Here is a 17,776-nt window from a genome sequence, read left to right as displayed (position 1 = left end):
GGATGTCATTTCCGTTGCTCCGGACATTGTGAGAGAATGCCGGTTGTTCGAAACCGTCTATCTGGAAAGGCATATTATTGATGATTCCGGCTTTACTAGCAGGTACCGGCTATCTGCTTGCATTTTGTTTGCAGTCACTCAAACTCTTCAGAAAATCAGATTATTCAAAAAATGTCATCCTGATGGTGACAGGCATCGCCAGTGCTTTACACTTGGTTGCAGCAGCTCAGGAAATCATAACCGATGAAGGGATTGATCTGGGCTTTTTCAACGTGGCATCGCTGATTGCCTGGATGTTTACCATTTTACTGACGTTCAGCTCAGTCAAAAAATCTCTTGATAATCTGTTGATTGCATTGCTACCCATCAGCATGCTGTCTGTATTGCTGGCGGGATTCGTACCATCAACTTACATACCCAGACAAGATTTTGATCCTGGTATCCTAGTTCATATATTGGTCTCAATTCTGGCGTACTCCATCCTGACCATTGGTGCCGCTAATGCCGGCATACTGCTTTATCAGCATAAGCGCTTGAAATCGCACCATCCACGCAGAATGATCTGGGGATTACCGCCCCTGCAAACCATGGAACGCCTACTGTTCGAAATTACGGTACTGGGCATGGTGGCGTTGACCGCTTCAATATTGTCCGGGCTTTTGTTTGTGGAGGACATGTTTGCCCAACACCTGATTCACAAAACCGTATTAACCATCATAGCGTGGATCCTCTACTCCATTCTGTTGTATGGACATTTTGTGAAAGGTTGGCGTGGACAAACTGCTGCCAGGTGGTCGTTGACAGCGTTTTTCTTCTTGATTGTTGCTTTTTTTGGAACAAAATTTGTACTGGAGATGATATTGCATCGCGAATAATGCTGTCGGAATCTCGAAAAGTGAGAAGTTTTTCCGCTGAATTCTTGACAGAACCCCAAGTCACACTTTAAAACACACCCTAATTGAATTACACGGATTCCCCCGTTTGGAAGATTTGCCCATAGCAGTGTTGTTCGCAGCACTGGCCACTCTACTACTTTTATCAGCTTTTTTTTCCAGCTCAGAAACCGGGATGATGTCGTTAAATCGATATCGTCTCAAACACCTCGCAAACAAGGGACATAAGGGGGCAAAAAGAGCACGCTCCCTGCTTGATGTACCTGACCGGCTGATTGGTGTCATTCTGATTGGCAACAACCTGGTCAACATTGCTGCAGCCCAGCTTACAACACTCATTGCAATCAAACTGGCTCCCGCGAATCAGGAAGTGGCGATTGCTCTGGGAGGGATTTTATTAACGCTGGCTGTCCTGTTGTTTGCCGAGGTAACCCCAAAAACACTGGCTCAGATGCATCCTGAACGTATTGCTTTTCCCGCATCCCACATATTGATTCCATTGCTCAAGCTGCTCTACCCCCTGGTATGGTGCATCAATCAGAGTGTGAATATCCTTTTGTGGATTTTTCGAATCCGAAAACCAGAGATCGCTCACGACGCACTGACTAAAGACGAGCTGAAAACTTTAGTGAATGAAAGCGGGCATCAATTGAGCCAGGAACGCCAGAATATGCTCATTGGCATTCTGGACCTGGAAAATGTTCGGGTGAATGACATTATGGTGCCTCGCAGCGAAGTCGCCGGTATCGATCTGGACGATGACATTGAATCCATTGCAGAACAACTTCGCCAAACCGATTACACCAGACTGCCGATCTATAAAGATGATCTGGACAAGGTCGTGGGAATTCTGCACATTCGCGATGCAGCTGAGTTCCTGTACGCAGACAATCCAAGCAAAGTGATGCTGAGTAAAAAGGCCCAGGATCCGGTTTTTGTGCCTGAGAACACGTCACTGTATAACCAGCTGTTCAACTTTCAGAAAGACAAAGTCAATATTGGCCTTGTTGTAGATGAGTATGGAGATATTCAGGGACTGGTCACACTGGCCGATATTCTCGAGGAAATTGTTGGTGAGTTCACCACTGATATACCTGGTGATACCAAGGATATTCACCCACAAAGAGACGGAACTTATGTCATCGACGGCAGCACCGGCATTCGAGACATCAACAAAGCTTTGGACTGGTCATTACCCACTATAGGGCCGAAAACCCTCAACGGCCTGATCATTGAGCAACTGGAAGAAATACCGGAAGCCAATGTCAGTATTCGTGTTGGCGACTATTCGATTGAAATCCTGCAAATCAAAGACAACCAGGTTATCGCGGCCAGAGTCCGAAAACTGAAATAATCACCTGCTGCTGTTACCACAGCAGCAGAATTCTTCTCGTCCCCCAAAAGAACATGCTGCACATTTTTTAGACAGTTACTATACTCTTTCAGAATGTAGTTTTTTCCGATGTGATCGACCTCAGAGTCGACAAGACAAAAAAAATAACATGTAGGAGAAGGTACTATGATTTTGAACCATCTATGGGGGCTGTTTTCCCATCCTGACCAAGAATGGGAGTCTATCCGCTCCGAGCCCAACACTCTTTCCCGTCATTATCTTGCCCACACCATCATTTTGGCGACCATTCCCGCAGTTTGCGGATATTTGGGAGCCACCCACATCGGCTGGACGATTGGAAAGGATGACACAATCTATCGACTGACATCAGAAAGTGCATTGCAACTCTGTATTTTGTTTTACTTTGCCATGATCGCCGGAGTCTTCATTTTAGGTAAGTTCATAGATTTTCTGTCCATCACCTATCAGAGCGAGCAGGATGATCACACTCCCCGGGGGTTAGCATTAGCCAGTTACACCTCAACGCCATTGTTTATGGTCGGGTTGATCGCACTATTTCCGGTTTTATGGGTCAACATGCTGGTAGCCATGGCTGCGGTTGCCTACACAGTGTTTCTATTGTACGAAGGACTTCCAATCTTGATGAAAATTCCCCCTGAACGCGGCTTTTTGTTTGCGAGTTCGGTTGTAACAGTAGGACTGGTCATGCTTGTCGGCATATTAGCGCTGACTGTCATTATCTGGGCCCTTGGCATTGGCCCGGTATTCGCCAGCAGCTGAAGACATTCCAGACAGGCGGGTTGGACACCTCGCCTGTTTACATTACACTTCGCGTCCGTTTTGGTAACCCCGCTTTTTTTCATGCTAGATAACATCCGTATCGTTCTTGTTCAAACGTATCACCCAGGAAACATTGGTTCTGCCGCCAGAGCCATGAAAAACATGGGACTGAAAAATCTGTGGCTGGTCAATCCAGTCGATTTCCCGAGCGAACAGGCAACGGCGATGGCGGCTAATGCTGAAGATATCCTGGAGTCGGCGCAAATCGTCTCATCCCTGGCCGATGCTATTGAGGATTGTGGAATGGTCGTTGGCACCAGCGCCCGTGAACGATCTTTCAATCTGCCTTCACTGCTGCCGGGGCAATGTGCCAGCCAGATGATTTCAGAAACAAGGAAATATCCGGTTGCATTGGTCTTTGGACGGGAAAGAATGGGACTGCATAATGATGAAATTCAACAATGCCATTTTCAGGTTAATATCCCTGCCAATCCGGAATATCCAGTACTCAACATTGCCCAGGCAATACAAATCTTAAGTTATGAACTGTTCCAGCACTCCAGAGAGGTCAGACACACCTCCTATGAAGAAGCCGAATACCCGCTGCATCGTGAAATTGAACACTTTTACGATCACCTGGAACAGGTGCTTCTACAACTGGAAGTGATTCGAAAAAACCATCCGGGAAATACCATGGAGCGTTTTCGACGCCTGTTTCGTCGGGCCAGACTTGAGAAACATGAAATCAGTCTATTGCGTGGTGTATTACGAAATATCCAGAGCCGATTAACAGATTAAGTCAATCAATGGCTTAAGAACTGGTTTTAATTCGTTGCTTGGCATCAGCTGCAGATGCCACACTCGCTACTCCCCGGGTTCCGGCGGAGAACGCAAGTGCCCACAATATTTTGAGAATGAGCCATTGCCCAAATAAAGGCATTTTTGGGTATTGAGTCAATTTGATAAACCATTCCTTACGGTGATATCCAAACTGCAGCATGGCTTTCCAGGGAGACAACCAGAAACGATCAGAATATTGCTGATCCAGCCAATGAAAACGGCGGCGCATATAATACAGCGGATATTCTGGCATCAGAGAATCGCTGGCAATTCGGCCAAACTTCTCACATGCCTCCAACCAACACCCCAATTCGGGTGCCTGCACACGGGAAACCGACAACCCGCTGGAAACTGCAATTTTTCCAGATCGCCACTTCTGATTGAGCTCTTCCATCATTCCTGTCATCGCCAGTTCAGGTAAGGAAAACTCTGAACGAAACCCGGAAAAACTCATCACTGCCTCACGATTTATTACGAAGCAGTCAGGGGTGGCTGCAGCATCTGGCGATAATTTATCTGCACGGCTGACTTTCAAATTAAGAACCTGGGCTAGCGGAGACTCATCCCGATAACGACAATGCCCTAATATCAATGCTGGTCCCTGTCGCGTCATCGCATCAATATATTTTAATGAGTTTTTGTCATCCACAACGGTGTCAGCAGCAATAATCCAACACCAGTCGGCGTTGCTGTTGCCAATTGCCCGGTTGACTGAAAATACCCACCCTCGGGGATGTTCGTTGCGAAGTATTTCCACACCTTTGCTTTTTAACACAGCCAAACGGTCCCGTTCTGTATTTTCAGACCCGTCATCCACCACAGTAATACCCAGTTTCATCTGCTCCGGCCGAACCAGACCGGCAATTGTCTTTAAAAGCCGATAAACTCCTGAAGACTGATTGCTGGCAATAATCACAATATTAAGGCGGATAACTTTCAGAACTAATTTACTCATGAGCAACTCCATTTAGACACCACTCACTTTAAATCTGATTGCTCAACACCTCCAGCGCAGTTGTTATTTTGGTGAACCAGGCACCAGTCATAACGCCTACCAGTTCAAGCGGAGCAATCACCTTACCCGGATTCAGTCATTATTCATGCCCAAAGGCCTAACTTAATTCAGCCATACTTTCAGTTCATTCCGATTTGCAGAGGTAAGATGGAGATGGGCAGAAATCAGAAGATCATTCTATTGACCACTCATGAGTACTCATCTCCCGATAAGCCTTTACTCGTAAAACTGATGCAGGAAGGATTTGCTCTGTTATTGATAGCGGGTGCAGATGCCAGATCATGGGAAAACATGGTAGATGCAATGATAATGCAACAACCCTCTTCCCATGACCCGGCACACAAGCCTTGTGTGATGAGCTTTAGTCAGTCATCTGTTACTCAACTGCTTGATATGGCTATAAATTGTCCGGATAACAATAACCACGAAATCCGGATGATCAGAACCTGACGCAGTCATCCTCCCGCCAGCTTTACTGAAAACCCTCGCTTGGTCAGCTCAGCCAACAGTTTTTGCCTTTGATCACCCTGAATTTCGATGTTAACTCCTTTAACCGCGCCTCCGGTCCCGCAGCTTTTTTTGAGTTCTTTGGCAAGCTTCTCAAGTTCAGAATGAGTTAAGGGGAGCTCCTTGACAACCGTCACCCCCTTGCCATTACGCCCTTTGGTCTCTAACCATATCCGCACATTCCCAGAACCCAGAATCTCATCTTCAGTACCGCAGATACATTGGTCGAGAGCATGCTCACAAACCGGACACATCCGGCCTTTTTCCGTGCTGAAGACAAGACCGCCCAAGGACGAAAATCCATGCGACTTAGAGGAACGTTTGGACATAAATAACCTTATAAAATCAGTTACTGTCGTTAGTATGTAATTGGCTATCCGGTCGAACTCTTACGTTCTGCACCAATGTAGATCCGTCATCAAATGTTAGCGTCAGTTCGACTTCAGTCCCTACCGGCAAAGGCTTACTCAATTTAATTAACATGACATGATAGCCACCTGGCTTGAACATAACCGATGAATGCGCAGGAATCTTCACACCTGCTTTAACCTCGCGCATTTTCATCAAACCATCCACCATTTTGTGCTCATGAACCTGAGTCAACGAGGCCACTTCAGTGGAGGCGGAAACAATAATTCTGTCCTCATCGCTATCATTTTTGACGGTAAAGAATATTGCTGAATTCTGCATCACCGGGGGAACTTCCCGCACCCAGGCATCAATCAGACTCAGATTGCCCCCCGCTACTGCAAAGCCCACTACCATTGTAAGAAACAGTCCTACCAAATATTTCATAATTCACTCCGAGTTGTTTTTTTTAATATGTTTTATAGATCAACTACACACGGAGTTCTGGAGGAGCCCGAGCCCACCGATAACTATGAGAATACTGAGAGATCTGAACACTGATCGGGGTAACGCTCTGTTCATCAGACAGAACACTCTGAACAGGCTGGTCAGGCTGAAATACAAAGCCATGTCCGGCCTCACATTGCACCACACATGCTGAACAGAACGTGGTTGATCCGGGATCAGAATCCTTATCCAGAATAAGCTGGGAAAAACCACATATCCGGTAAATGAACGCATTATCTGCGATCGAAAGCGGTGCGCTCCACTGTAGAGCCAATAACAACCATACCAGTGGCAATCCCCGGGCAAGTGCTGAACGACGATAAAAGTATCTTCGATGATTGCCCCGAAAGTGTCTCATGAAGCGCTGGTCTGACCGCCTAAACGTTGAATATTTTGCTGATTCACAATAACAGCTGCATACATCGCCAACAACTTGTTCGTGACCTGACTATCCATACCAGCCGTTCGCTCAGAGAAATACCGTTGTGCACGGGCCAGCTCTTCCTGTGTGCATTGTGCGAGCAACGTCTCGACATCAGCCAGTCCGGTTTTCTGCGCTGCCAGAACATTCGTGGCAAAGCAGCGGTAGCCCGAGATAATTGCCCGATCCAAATATTCAGCCACTTCTTTGGCGCTGTCAAAGTCCTGGGTAATAGGCTGCCCGAAGTTCAGATGCACCCTGCCCTTGTAACCAACAATGCCCCTGGAAATGCTCATGATATCTTCATGATCCTGTTTTTCATAAGTTCCGGAAGACTCTTTCTGATGAAGCTCCATAGCCTTGGTTTGATCACAAGGGTCATATTCATAGGAAATGGCCACCGGAACTATGCGCAGTTCACGGATATAGTCTGAAAATGATTGGTCCTTGGGTTTATTCAGAGCAATCATTGAGATCAGTGCAGGATTGGTCAGATCATTTCCATCCTTTGCCCGCCCCTCTCTTTGAGCGATCCAGATATGTTGTTTTTCTTCGGTCAGCGAGAAATAAATGTACTCACTCAGCAGTTTAGAGGCCGCCAGTTTCTCACGCTTGCCTTCCGCAGAACGGTTAACAATGAAACTTTTGTTCAGGCGCATCAGATCGGATACCCAATCCTTGGTCAGCAAATTATCGCCAATGGCAATTCTGACAGTATCTTTGCCACTGGTGTGCAGCGCCCAGTTCACAAAGGCCGGATCCATGGCAATATCACGATGGTTACTGATAAACAAACACGGTTTACTCAGGTCGATGCCATCCAATCCGGAAGTTGTAAACTTCGAAGTGGTAGTATCGATCATTTGCTGCATATAGGGCTCAATCAACAGCTGAAACTCGCGAACCGTTTTAACTTTGGAAAGATGATGACTGATGACCCAACGGGTCAGAATTTTCAAAAAGGGACGGGCCAGCCGATGCCAATGGGCGAAGCGATAAGTCACAATAATATCAATCAGCTCAGGATTGTGCTTAAACTTGGCTAAGACTTCTTGCAGGTCTGCATCACAATATGGTCGGATTGAGTCAAATTTATTCATTAATACCCCTCTAGGTGAAGGCGCGCATTTTGCCTCGACTTGGGGATAAACAGCAAATCCAAAAAAAAGGCCTCAATATTGAGGCCGCAGACACAGCACAAGCAAAACCCGCAGCAGATTTAGCTTCTACCTGGAGACTTAAAACTTTCATAAGTACTAGCAAAACAAATGCCAACCCCTCACAGACCAGATTCTATGGGCCAGATGGCGATCAAAATAGCAACACTGTGATTTATTTTTGGGCGTTCTGATTGATTCTTGGGCACACATCAATCGAGAATAAAGACTTTGCACAGATTATTGAGTTGTATCAATTATGAGTTCAGTTAAGTCCTGGTTGGATCAGGCTTGGTTTATCAATACATCGGCATTGGTGGCTGGAGCCCTGTTTCCATTATCTATGGCACCTCTTCAGTTATGGCCGCTCGGGTTATTAAGTCAGGCATGGCTGGGCTTCCTGGTTCTTAGAAACCCGTCTTTCAGTCCCTGGAGTGGATGGCTTTACGGCTTTGGCTTTTTTGGTGTTGGCTTCAGTTGGGTGTATGAAAGTATTCGCACGGTAGGCACAGCGGTTCCGGCTGCGGCATTGATGACGTTGCTTTTTTGTATGGCGCTGGCGTTTTTGTTCTGGTGCCAGATATGGGCATTTAAACACCTTAGAGCACACCGAGTGAACCAAGATGCGTTATTGTTTGTAGCTCTGTGGGTCGTCTTTGAATGGTTGCGCGCGTGGTTCCTGACAGGATTGCCCTGGCTATACTCCGGATACAGTATGACGGATACCTGGCTGGCAGGTTACGCCCCTGTCATTGGCGTCTTTGGGCTATCCAGCCTTGCCACGGCCTTTGCCATCTGGTGTGCAGCTCTCACTGTTCACCAGCACCAAAAACAACTGATCGCTCTACTCATGCTAACCATCACTGTTCTGGCAGGAGGCTATGCACTCAATGGCAAAACCTGGGTTCAGGTCATTGATCAGCCTGTCAAGGTTGTCGCACTCCAGGGAAATATCGATCAACGCACTAAATGGAACAGCGATCAGCAGAACTACAACTATCGGACGTATTGGGAGATGACAGAAAAACATCTCGATGCAGACCTGATTGTCTGGCCGGAGTCGGCAATTACCCGTCTGCTATCCCAGGCAGGTGATATGCTCGCCGAACTTGATCAACTTGGTACATCCAGCCAAACCGGAATTATCGCCGGGCTGATTGCCGACGACATAAATAACGACGAGCCAGTCTTTTATAACAGTGTTGTAGGACTGGGACTGGCCAGTGGTCAATACAACAAGACCAAGCTGGTGCCTTTCGGAGAATATATTCCCTTTTCGCACGCACTGCGCGGCGTGCTGAGAATTCTGGATATCCCCATGTCTTCGCTAACACCAGGACATAACAAGACAGCGACTCTTAAAATGGGTGCTTTACAGCTCGGGCAAATCATTTGCTCTGAAATTACCTACCCCGGATTGGTCATGAACACCGCCGAAGTCAGTAATTTAATGGTCATTGTCAGTAATGATGCCTGGTTTGGCGACTCTCTCGGTCCCTATCAGCATCTGCAGATTGTTCGTATGCGTGCGATGGAAATGCAACGTCCCATGGTGCGGGCCACTCAGGACGGAATCAGTGCCATCGTCGATCATCATGGCAAAATTCTGACCAGCGCACCGAAATATGTTCGTACAGCCCTTACGCACGAACTCAAACCGGTGACGGGGCAGACACCCTACATGAAATTTGGTTACACCTGGATTATCAGCCTGTGGCTGGTCGTCGTGGTATTCCAGGTTCTGTCAGGTTGGTTTTTCAAACGCAGGGACAATCATACCGCTGAGTCGTTATAAATTCTGCGACTAGTGTTTCTGGTTGTCCTGGTACAGGAAGATAGTGTGGCCACAGCTAGAGCACGGCCGTAGTTTTTGAGCAACAAAGATGGGGTGCGGCTCACCACATATTTCACAATATAATATCGCCGCCGGAGCCAGTTCTCCGGCATGAAAAAGCCCGGAGTGATCCCGCAGACGATACATCTGGTCCATCCAGTCCAGCTCTTTTTGTGCCTCTCCTGTTCGCATGACATCACTCATAAGGGCATCCGCAAGGGTAAAGTCCAACACCGGGGAAATTTCAGCCAGAGACAACTCGTTCTCTGTCCACTTGGTCTTGGTGGTTTTTTCCGACATCTCTCAATCACATCAACTATTGTCTGTAATATGACTATAGCTCAGGTTCTAAATTTTGCAGCATTTTTCAGTGTTATGACAAAACTGCGGTGGAGCTGTTTCAGAGCAGCCATAACTCCGCTAAAATCCGTCCCTCACTGTACCCTGTGCAGCATTTTTCTATCCAGTTTCGTTTAAAGAGAGTCCTACACCAATATGGAAGCCAGTTATTTACCCAAGGCTATCGAAGCCAAGGTTCAATCCCTTTGGGAAGAAAATGAAGTCTTTAAAGCTGTCATGGATGCCAATAAAGAAAAATACTATTGCCTGTCCATGCTTCCATATCCCAGTGGCCGACTACACATGGGCCATGTCAGAAATTACACCATTGGCGATGTCATGTGCCGCTATCAGCGCATGAAGGGTAAAAACGTGCTGCAACCAATCGGTTGGGATGCATTCGGAATGCCCGCCGAAAACGCAGCGATCAAAAACGGTGTTGCGCCAGCCAAATGGACCTATGAAAACATTGCCGACATGAAGACCCAGCTGAAAAGTCTCGGTTTTGCCTATGACTGGAGCCGTGAGGTGACCACCTGCAGCCCGGACTACTACAAATGGGAACAATGGTTTTTCACCCGACTGGTCGAGAAAGGTCTGGCGTATCGCAAAACATCACACGTCAATTGGTGTCCCAACGACATGACCGTCCTGGCGAACGAACAGGTTCATGATGGCTGCTGCTGGCGTTGCGACACCCCTGTCGAACGCAAGGAAATGGATCAATGGTTTATCAAAACCACGGCCTACGCCGATGAACTGCTCAGCGGCCTTGACAATCTGCCCGGCTGGCCGGAACAGGTCAAGGAAATGCAGCGCAACTGGATCGGTAAATCCTTCGGCGCTGAAATCGTTTTTAAACTGAAAGATTCCGATGCTTCTCTGCAGGTGTACACAACCCGTCCGGATACATTGATGGGAGCAACTTATGTCGCCATTGCAGCAGATCACCCATTGTCCCGTCAGGCGGCCGGCAGTAATGAAGCCCTGGCCCGTTTTATCGAGGACTGTCGGCAAATGACAACCTCTGAAGCTGACATGGCAACGATGGAGAAAAAAGGGGTCGCCACCGGACTGACGGTGATTCATCCGCTAACCGATGACGAATTACCTGTCTGGAGCGCCAATTTTGTGCTGATGGATTACGGTTCTGGTGCCGTGATGAGCGTACCGGGACACGATCAGCGCGACTGGGAATTTGCCAAAAAATATGGCCTGCCCATTAAACAGGTTATTGCCCCGGCCAATGATGAAGCCTGCGATCTTGAAGCTGCAGCATTTACCGAAAAAGGCATTCTGGTCAATTCAGGGGAATTTGACGGTCTTTCCAGCGCAGAGGCATTTGACCGGATCACCGATAAACTGGCAGCGATGGATCAGGGTAAGAAAACCACCAATTACCGCCTGCGGGACTGGGGAGTCAGTCGCCAGCGCTATTGGGGTGCCCCAATTCCGATGGTATACGTGGATGGTGAACTGAAACCAGCCGAGCACTTTCCAGTCGAGCTGCCCATCGACGTGACATTTGATGGCATCAACTCACCGATCAAAAACAACCCTGCTTTTGAAGATATCGAATACCAGGGCAAATCCGCTAAACGGGAAACAGACACCTTCGACACCTTTATGGAGTCCAGCTGGTATTACGCCCGTTATTGCACTCCTCACGCTGATCAGATGCTTGAACCGGAAGAGGCCAACTACTGGCTGCCGGCAGATCAGTATGTAGGAGGTATCGAACATGCCACCATGCACCTGATCTATGCCCGTTTTTACTACAAGGCATTACGTGATGAGGGCATCATCAAAAGCGACGAGCCCTTTACCAACCTGCTGTGTCAAGGCATGGTACTGGCTGACACCTGGTACCAGGAGCCGGATCAGGGTGCCAAAGAATGGGTCCCGATCAATGATGTACAGCCCGAAACCGATGACAAAGGCAAAATCATTGGTGGCAAGCGCATCAGTGATGGGTCCCCGGTCATATATGGTGGAATGGCCAAAATGTCCAAATCAAAACTGAATGGTATCGATCCGCAGGAAGCCATTGATCAATATGGCGCCGATACCGTCAGGTTGTACTCCATGTTCGCAGCACCACCGGAACAAACGCTGGAGTGGACTGAATCCGGCGTTCAGGGGGCTCAGAAGTTCCTGCAACGGCTTTGGCGTCTGGCGAACCCATTCAGTGATAAAGCATCGATCCCTGCGGTCGACAAAACAGCTCTGACGGATGCACAAAAAGACCTGCGTCGGAAAACTCACGAAACCATTAAAGGCGTGACACACGATTTTGAACAACGGTTCACCTACAACACCGCGATTGCAAAAATCATGGAGTTGTTTAATGCCGCCAACAAATTTGAAACAGAAACCGAGCAGGACCAGGCCGTCGTATACGAAGCATTGGAAGCCATGATTAAAATGCTGTCGCCCATCGCGCCCCATATCTGTCACGAGTTATGGTCATCCATGCGTAAAGATGGTCTGATCCTTGATACCAGCTGGCCTGAAGTGGATGATGAAGCATTGACCAAAGACACTGTGCTCTATGTGGTCCAGGTCAATGGTAAAGTTCGCGCCCGACTGGAGTTTCCAGCAAATGCATCAAAGCAGGAAATTGAAGCTGAAGCATTGGAACAGGAGCACGTTAAGCGATTCCTTGAAGGTGTGACCGTTCGTAACGTCATCGTAGTACCCAACAAACTGATCAATATTGTTGCCAAATAAGACATACTGATCAGCACCAGGGGCTTATCGCCTGACGTAGGCCCCTTTCATTCTGTCGCCAGAGACATGCTTATGCACAGATTTTTAGTCATTCTCTTTCCTTTGTTGTTAACGGCCTGTGGCTTTACTCTGGATAAACCTGTTGAAAACCATCTACCCGATCAGATGGCCCTGGTCACTCAACGGGCTGGTGAATTTGAAAAGATACTGCAGCAAACGTTCAGTTATCAGGGAACTCAACTGATCACTGACAGTACGGATCTGCCACTGGCTCTGGTCGTTAAAAAACAGCAGCAGTATGACCGCTATGTTGGCAACAGCAGCATGGCATTAACGATCGAGATAACTGTTCAGGTCAATAATTCGGATGGCAAACTCATCGTCTTTCCCCAAGTCTTTGTGAAAGAAGCCACCGTCCAGTTCAATGCCAATGACGAAAAGAACAAACGACTGATGATTGATAGTCAGCGTACTCAGTTGTTTTCAGCAATTGCCAGAGACATTTATGATTTTCTGACCAGCCAGAATCTGGACAGCGACTGATATGAAAATCAACCTCAATCAGCTGACACAGCATCTTGCCGGTCATTTATTGCCGTTTTATCTGATCAGTGGTGATGAGCCGCTGCTGGTACAGAAAGCCAGTGATCAAATCAGAGAAAAAGCCAAAGCATCCGGATACGATGAACGCGAACGGTTTCAGGTTGAAGCGGGTTTTGACTGGAACGAACTGTTTCAATCGGCCAATGAAATGTCTTTGTTTTCAAGCCGCAAAACCATCGAAGTGCGCATTCCAGGCAAACTGACCGATCATGCCCGGAAAACGCTGCTGGAACTGGCCGAACGTCCAAACGAAGATAATTTGTTTATTGTGGTGACCGGTAAGCTGGAAAGCAGTACCACCAAATCAAAGTGGTTCCTGCAACTGGAAAAACAGATTGGCTTCATTCAAATATGGCCCCTCGAAAACAAAGACTTTGCTCCGTGGATAAGACAGCAATTTGCCATGCATAACCATACAATTGAACCGGAAGCGCTGGACATACTGGCTGACAGGGTGGATGGCAATCTACTGGCTGCTCATCAGGAAATCGAGAAGCTGCTGTTATTGACAGAAAACCCGCTGATCAACACAGAGCTGGTTATCCAGGCAGTCGGTGATAGTTCCCGTTATGACGTATTTGATCTCACCAACGCCTGCCTTTTCGGTGAGTTGCCCAGAGCGGTTAAAATTCTGAACGGCCTGAAAGCTGAAGGCACTGAAGCTCCCATTATTTTGTGGGCCTTAAGTCGGGAACTGCGAACCTTAAGTATGGTACTCACCCGCCTGAGCGCGGGGCAACCCAAACGCCAGGTTTTCCAACAGAACGGCGTTTGGAAAAATCGCGAAGCAGCCTATGAAGCAGCAATGTCACGTTGCTCTATCAGCCTCATTAACAAATTGCTCACCCAGGCCGGACGGGTAGACAGCACCATCAAAGGGCTGGAGAAATCCGATACCTGGATGGAACTGCATGCTTTAATTCTCGGCATGTGTCGCACAGATGCAAACACCCGACTTATACCGGCTTTAATTTCATGAAACTTTTTTTATCCTTCGTGTTGATCACAGGCGCGCTATTTTCCGCGCAGATTCATGCAGCCTCCTATGACGGCTCTCATTTGAGCCCGGTGCAACTTGGAGGTATTTACGGAGTCAGTTACGGTGGCGAGGAAATCGGCCCCAGTGTCACCGTTAACGGTAATGGACTGACCAGCAAAATGTCCGTCAGAAGTGGCAATCTTTATTTCTGGATGGCGCGGGTCGCAGTCAATATCAATCCCCGCGGCGGCATGATGATCGACCTGGGCCGGCACTGGCACCACTACGATGAAGATGATGGAGATGTTCAGTTCAGCCGCTATCGCGTATCTGTCATCCCATTTTATCGTGACCATCACTCATTGCGTTGGGGCATTGGTCCAACGTTTGATTTTGACACAAAATACCAGGCAGACCTGCCATCGAGAGCTTCGATTCGGGAGTCCTTTGATTCGGCTTTTGGAATCATTGCAGACCTGTCTTACGACCCTTTGGAAACCTTTTATACCGCTGGCGTCAGAGCCCAATGGATCAACTATCAGGGCAGCCAAGGCACCAATGTATCTGGAAGTCATATCGCCGTATATATTGGTATAGAACTCGACTATTAACCGTACATTGGCAGAGAAGGATCAGGTTGTTCGCACTCTGAAAAGATACTACCCGGTTTAACACCGCTGTTATTCATCTCATTCTTTAGACCGATCCCCCGGCCAACTCAATGAATTGAGACGTTCGGAGACTGGACTGATGTCTGACGGCATCACACAATAGATCATGATAACCCTCTGCTCTTTTTTTGATATCTGAACAGCCATATAACCATATCCACACTGTGGTATTTGCAAAAGGACACAATATGAAATGGTTTATACCCATTAGGCAGTCCCATAATCCGTCGATCAGGCTCTTCCTTTTTCCATATGCGGGCGGCAATGCGCGAATCTTCAGTCAATGGAAACATCTGCTTCCGGCAGATCTGGATATAGACGTCAGCGCACTTCAAATGCCGGGCCGGGCCGAGCGTCTCAATGAAAAGCCATTGGAGAGCATCGACGAGTTAATCGATATTCTGATCAATGAATTACCTCTGCAGGACTCCATACCCTACGCTTTCTTTGGCCACAGTCTGGGTGCCAGGATCGCTTATCAGTTAACCAGAGAACTGAAACTGCGACGTAAAAAAATGCCCCAGCATCTGTTTGTCTCAGCAGTCAGATCTCCAAATCTGCCACGCAACCGGGACAATCTTCACCACCTTCCGGATGCAGAGTTTCTGGAAAAAATGGCGGAACTGGGAGGCACTGATGAAGCCGCACTTCATAACAAAGAATTAATGGAGCTGTTGCTGCCAGCACTAAAAGCAGACTTTAAGATGATTGAAACCTGCCCCCCAGCCGACCCGGTGCCATTGGATATTCATGCATCCCTGTTATTCGGAAAATCGGACTTTCCTGACACCGAGATACAACACTTAAGCTGGCAGAAACATTTTCATAAGACCCCGGAATGTCATGTGTTCGATGGCGGACACTTTTTCATTCATGACTATACCCGCGATATCGTCGACATCATTTATAAGCGCCTGAAACGACATATGATGACCATGCCGATATAACCTGTCATTCATCTGGTGAGGCAAAACTTTCTGCCTCACCCTCATGATACCGACAGGCCTTAGTTTTCCACCGCACTCAAAATGTTTTCCTCCTCAACAGAGTCATGACTGCTCTCCCTGCTGGTCACACCCATAACAGTGCCTTTGATTCGGTTTCGCTGCCACTCTGTCCGTGGTGGATAGACGACATGGGTTGGTGCCTCAGCTCCCTGCTCGACGTGGGCCTGAAACGCTTTATTATCATCCTTACAAATAAACTGCATGACATGTCGGCCAGACGCCGCCGCCCGAATCAAACCTCCAGTGGTTATCCAGACTCCGGAAAAATAGAAGTTTTTCAACCCGGGGATTCCCGGACCATTACGCTTCACCTCTTCCTCCAGCGTTTCACCACCATCCACAAAAGGTTGCCAACCCAACACAGAACCATCATAGTTCTTGGTATAGCGAACCTGTGTCATTGGTGTAGCAATGTCACGTACCACAACAGAGTCTCTCAGCCCTGGAATATAGCCTTCAAGAAACTCTATCAGGTGGTTCATCACCTGCTTTTTGGCGGACAAATACGCCCTGCCTCGTCGCAACGGTAAGGTATGAATTTCCTCGCCGCCCTTAACGCGCGAAACCTGTTCTGTACCATCAGTCAACTCACGCCAGGGTGCGATATCACAAAAATAGCTGACATACAGCATGGTTTGTCCTGGCGGTGCCAGTTCCGGATACAATCCACTGCGCAGTTGCACATTGATACTGGCATGGCGCATACCGGGCATTTTCGCCGCAACCTCCGGCGGTAAGATGTAGGTGGTACAGTACTCCATGTCCGGCAGTTCCCGATTCAGCCCCAAAAATACGGTCAGATAGCCAGGGAACACCATCTCCGGTTTTTTTATGGTCTCAGTATAAAGCCGACGAAAGGTGTCACTCATATATTGACCTTTGAGTAACTTCATCAACGTGTTATAGCCATCGGAAGCAGACACGATAATATCGGCACGATACTCACGCCCATCACTCAAACGTACTCCGACAGCAGTATCATTTTCGACCAGAATTTCCTCGACTTTGGCATTGTAAGTAATCTGGCCACCTAACCGTTCATATCTGCCGGCAATTGAGTTGGCAAGAGCCAGAGAGCCTCCTTGCGGGACTCCTGCCGAATGAGTCGCATGGGATGCCAGCTGAAAATAGACTGGCAATACCGGAAAATTAGGGTGTTTTTCATAGAGAATGAAATTGAATGCCTCCTGCAGCACCGGACTGGTAAACTTAGCCGAATAATCTACCATAAGCTCGGTAATGGTTTTACGGATCAAGTTAAAATACGGCACAAACGACGCCATCATTTTGGCGCGTTGCCAAACGCTCATTAATCCTACTGGTTGCAGAAACGGATAGACTTTCAGGCATCGGATGAACTTTCGCAGACCTTCACAAAACTGCTTAATCATCTTTGCATCGTCAGGCGAGATATCAAGCAGGTGCTTTTCCAGTTTATCCGGGTCTGAGTAAAACCGGACTTCATCACCACTGATGGTCGTTACAATATTGAAAATTTCCGGATGGCGGATTTCCTTTCCATCCAGGCCACCAATTTCGCGCCAAATCTGATACATTTCGTTGCCAGGCCCACTCCCCAGCAACCAACTGATACACCAGTCAAACCAGAAATCCCCTTTTTCCCAGGCAGTACAACAGCCTCCCGGAATCTCATGCATTTCCAGAATATGAGCATCATAACCATTCATCTGCGCATAACAACCGGTCGAAAGCCCTCCCAGGCCCCCACCGATAATCAACATGGATTTGCGCTCAGTTCGCGGCTCAGTGTGAGACGACATATCGTTTCCC

The 17,776-nt window shown here is 47.8% G+C and carries 18 protein-coding genes; 11 read left to right on the top strand and 7 right to left on the bottom strand.

Translation table 11 applies throughout. The features are described from left to right. Positions 1-80: 80 nt before the first annotated feature. From YC6258_RS14420 to trmJ, 4 genes are all read left to right on the top strand, one after another. The gene (locus tag YC6258_RS14420; protein ID WP_044617603.1) at positions 81-875 is read left to right on the top strand and encodes a cytochrome C assembly family protein; all 795 of its coding nucleotides are present in this window, start codon (positions 81-83) and stop codon (positions 873-875) included. A 106-nt stretch (positions 876-981) separates the two neighbouring features. Further along, the gene (locus YC6258_RS14415; protein WP_044617602.1) at positions 982-2,247 is read left to right on the top strand and encodes an HlyC/CorC family transporter; all 1,266 of its coding nucleotides are present in this window, start codon (positions 982-984) and stop codon (positions 2,245-2,247) included. Between the two features lie 165 nt (positions 2,248-2,412). Further along, complete coding sequence (locus YC6258_RS14410; protein ID WP_082070728.1) at positions 2,413-3,027, top strand: Yip1 family protein; 615 nt, start codon at positions 2,413-2,415, stop codon at positions 3,025-3,027. A gap of 81 nt (positions 3,028-3,108) precedes the next feature. After that, positions 3,109-3,825, top strand: coding sequence for a tRNA (cytosine(32)/uridine(32)-2'-O)-methyltransferase TrmJ (gene trmJ, locus YC6258_RS14405; RefSeq protein WP_044617601.1), 717 nt, complete (start codon positions 3,109-3,111; stop codon positions 3,823-3,825). Between the two features lie 13 nt (positions 3,826-3,838). On the opposite strand, the gene YC6258_RS14400 is transcribed toward trmJ, so the two are convergent. Then, a complete protein-coding gene (locus YC6258_RS14400) occupies positions 3,839-4,822 on the bottom strand; it encodes a glycosyltransferase family 2 protein (protein ID WP_044617600.1) in 984 nt (327 codons plus the stop codon). 213 nt (positions 4,823-5,035) lie between these two features. Between YC6258_RS14400 and YC6258_RS14395 the strand changes: the two genes are divergently transcribed. After that, the gene (locus YC6258_RS14395; RefSeq protein WP_144407651.1) at positions 5,036-5,332 is read left to right on the top strand and encodes a hypothetical protein; all 297 of its coding nucleotides are present in this window, start codon (positions 5,036-5,038) and stop codon (positions 5,330-5,332) included. 5 nt (positions 5,333-5,337) lie between these two features. Here the strand turns inward: YC6258_RS14395 and YC6258_RS14390 are convergent, their stop codons facing one another. The 4 genes from YC6258_RS14390 to YC6258_RS14375 are packed head-to-tail and all read right to left on the bottom strand — an operon-like array spanning position 5,338 to position 7,765. Beyond that, positions 5,338-5,718 carry a translation initiation factor Sui1 gene (locus YC6258_RS14390; protein ID WP_044617598.1) on the bottom strand — a complete coding sequence of 127 codons (381 nt, stop codon included), beginning with the start codon at positions 5,716-5,718 and terminating at the stop codon, positions 5,338-5,340. Between the two features lie 16 nt (positions 5,719-5,734). Continuing rightward, a complete protein-coding gene (locus YC6258_RS14385; protein ID WP_044617597.1) occupies positions 5,735-6,184 on the bottom strand; it encodes a copper chaperone PCu(A)C in 450 nt (149 codons plus the stop codon). 43 nt (positions 6,185-6,227) lie between these two features. Continuing rightward, complete coding sequence (locus tag YC6258_RS14380; RefSeq protein WP_044617596.1) at positions 6,228-6,602, bottom strand: hypothetical protein; 375 nt, start codon at positions 6,600-6,602, stop codon at positions 6,228-6,230. After that, positions 6,599-7,765 (bottom strand): 1-acyl-sn-glycerol-3-phosphate acyltransferase, encoded by a 1,167-nt coding sequence (locus YC6258_RS14375; RefSeq protein WP_044617595.1) that lies wholly within the window; start codon positions 7,763-7,765, stop codon positions 6,599-6,601. The genes YC6258_RS14380 and YC6258_RS14375 overlap by 4 nt, the downstream gene beginning before the upstream one ends. Positions 7,766-8,081: 316 nt before the next feature. On the opposite strand from YC6258_RS14375, the gene lnt reads away from it, so the two are divergent. Beyond that, positions 8,082-9,617 (top strand): apolipoprotein N-acyltransferase, encoded by a 1,536-nt coding sequence (lnt, locus tag YC6258_RS14365; protein ID WP_044617593.1) that lies wholly within the window; start codon positions 8,082-8,084, stop codon positions 9,615-9,617. Positions 9,618-9,626: 9 nt separating this feature from the next. On the opposite strand, the gene YC6258_RS14360 is transcribed toward lnt, so the two are convergent. Beyond that, positions 9,627-9,956 carry a zinc ribbon-containing protein gene (locus YC6258_RS14360; RefSeq protein WP_044617592.1) on the bottom strand — a complete coding sequence of 110 codons (330 nt, stop codon included), beginning with the start codon at positions 9,954-9,956 and terminating at the stop codon, positions 9,627-9,629. Positions 9,957-10,151: 195 nt separating this feature from the next. Between YC6258_RS14360 and leuS the strand changes: the two genes are divergently transcribed. From leuS to YC6258_RS14335, 5 genes are all read left to right on the top strand, one after another. Next, positions 10,152-12,725 carry a leucine--tRNA ligase gene (leuS, locus tag YC6258_RS14355; protein WP_044617591.1) on the top strand — a complete coding sequence of 858 codons (2,574 nt, stop codon included), beginning with the start codon at positions 10,152-10,154 and terminating at the stop codon, positions 12,723-12,725. A 72-nt stretch (positions 12,726-12,797) separates the two neighbouring features. Next, positions 12,798-13,268 (top strand): LPS-assembly lipoprotein LptE, encoded by a 471-nt coding sequence (locus YC6258_RS14350; RefSeq protein ID WP_044617590.1) that lies wholly within the window; start codon positions 12,798-12,800, stop codon positions 13,266-13,268. Position 13,269: 1 nt separating this feature from the next. Further along, positions 13,270-14,307, top strand: a complete 1,038-nt coding sequence (gene holA, locus YC6258_RS14345) for a DNA polymerase III subunit delta (RefSeq protein WP_044617589.1) — start codon at positions 13,270-13,272, stop codon at positions 14,305-14,307. Next, entirely contained in the window at positions 14,304-14,918 is a 615-nt protein-coding gene (locus YC6258_RS14340) for a hypothetical protein (protein ID WP_044617588.1), read from the top strand. The genes holA and YC6258_RS14340 overlap by 4 nt, the downstream gene beginning before the upstream one ends. A 248-nt stretch (positions 14,919-15,166) precedes the next feature. After that, on the top strand, positions 15,167-15,925 hold the full coding sequence (locus YC6258_RS14335; RefSeq protein ID WP_044617587.1) for a thioesterase II family protein: 759 nt from the start codon (positions 15,167-15,169) through the stop codon (positions 15,923-15,925). 59 nt (positions 15,926-15,984) lie between these two features. Here the strand turns inward: YC6258_RS14335 and YC6258_RS14330 are convergent, their stop codons facing one another. Then, positions 15,985-17,766 (bottom strand): phytoene desaturase family protein, encoded by a 1,782-nt coding sequence (locus tag YC6258_RS14330; protein ID WP_044617586.1) that lies wholly within the window; start codon positions 17,764-17,766, stop codon positions 15,985-15,987. Positions 17,767-17,776: the final 10 nt, after the last annotated feature.

This window comes from Gynuella sunshinyii YC6258 (assembly GCF_000940805.1).
GTDB lineage: Bacteria > Pseudomonadota > Gammaproteobacteria > Pseudomonadales > Natronospirillaceae > Gynuella > Gynuella sunshinyii.
Note: the sequence above shows the minus strand (reverse complement) of the source record. Positions and strands in the feature narration are given on the sequence as shown.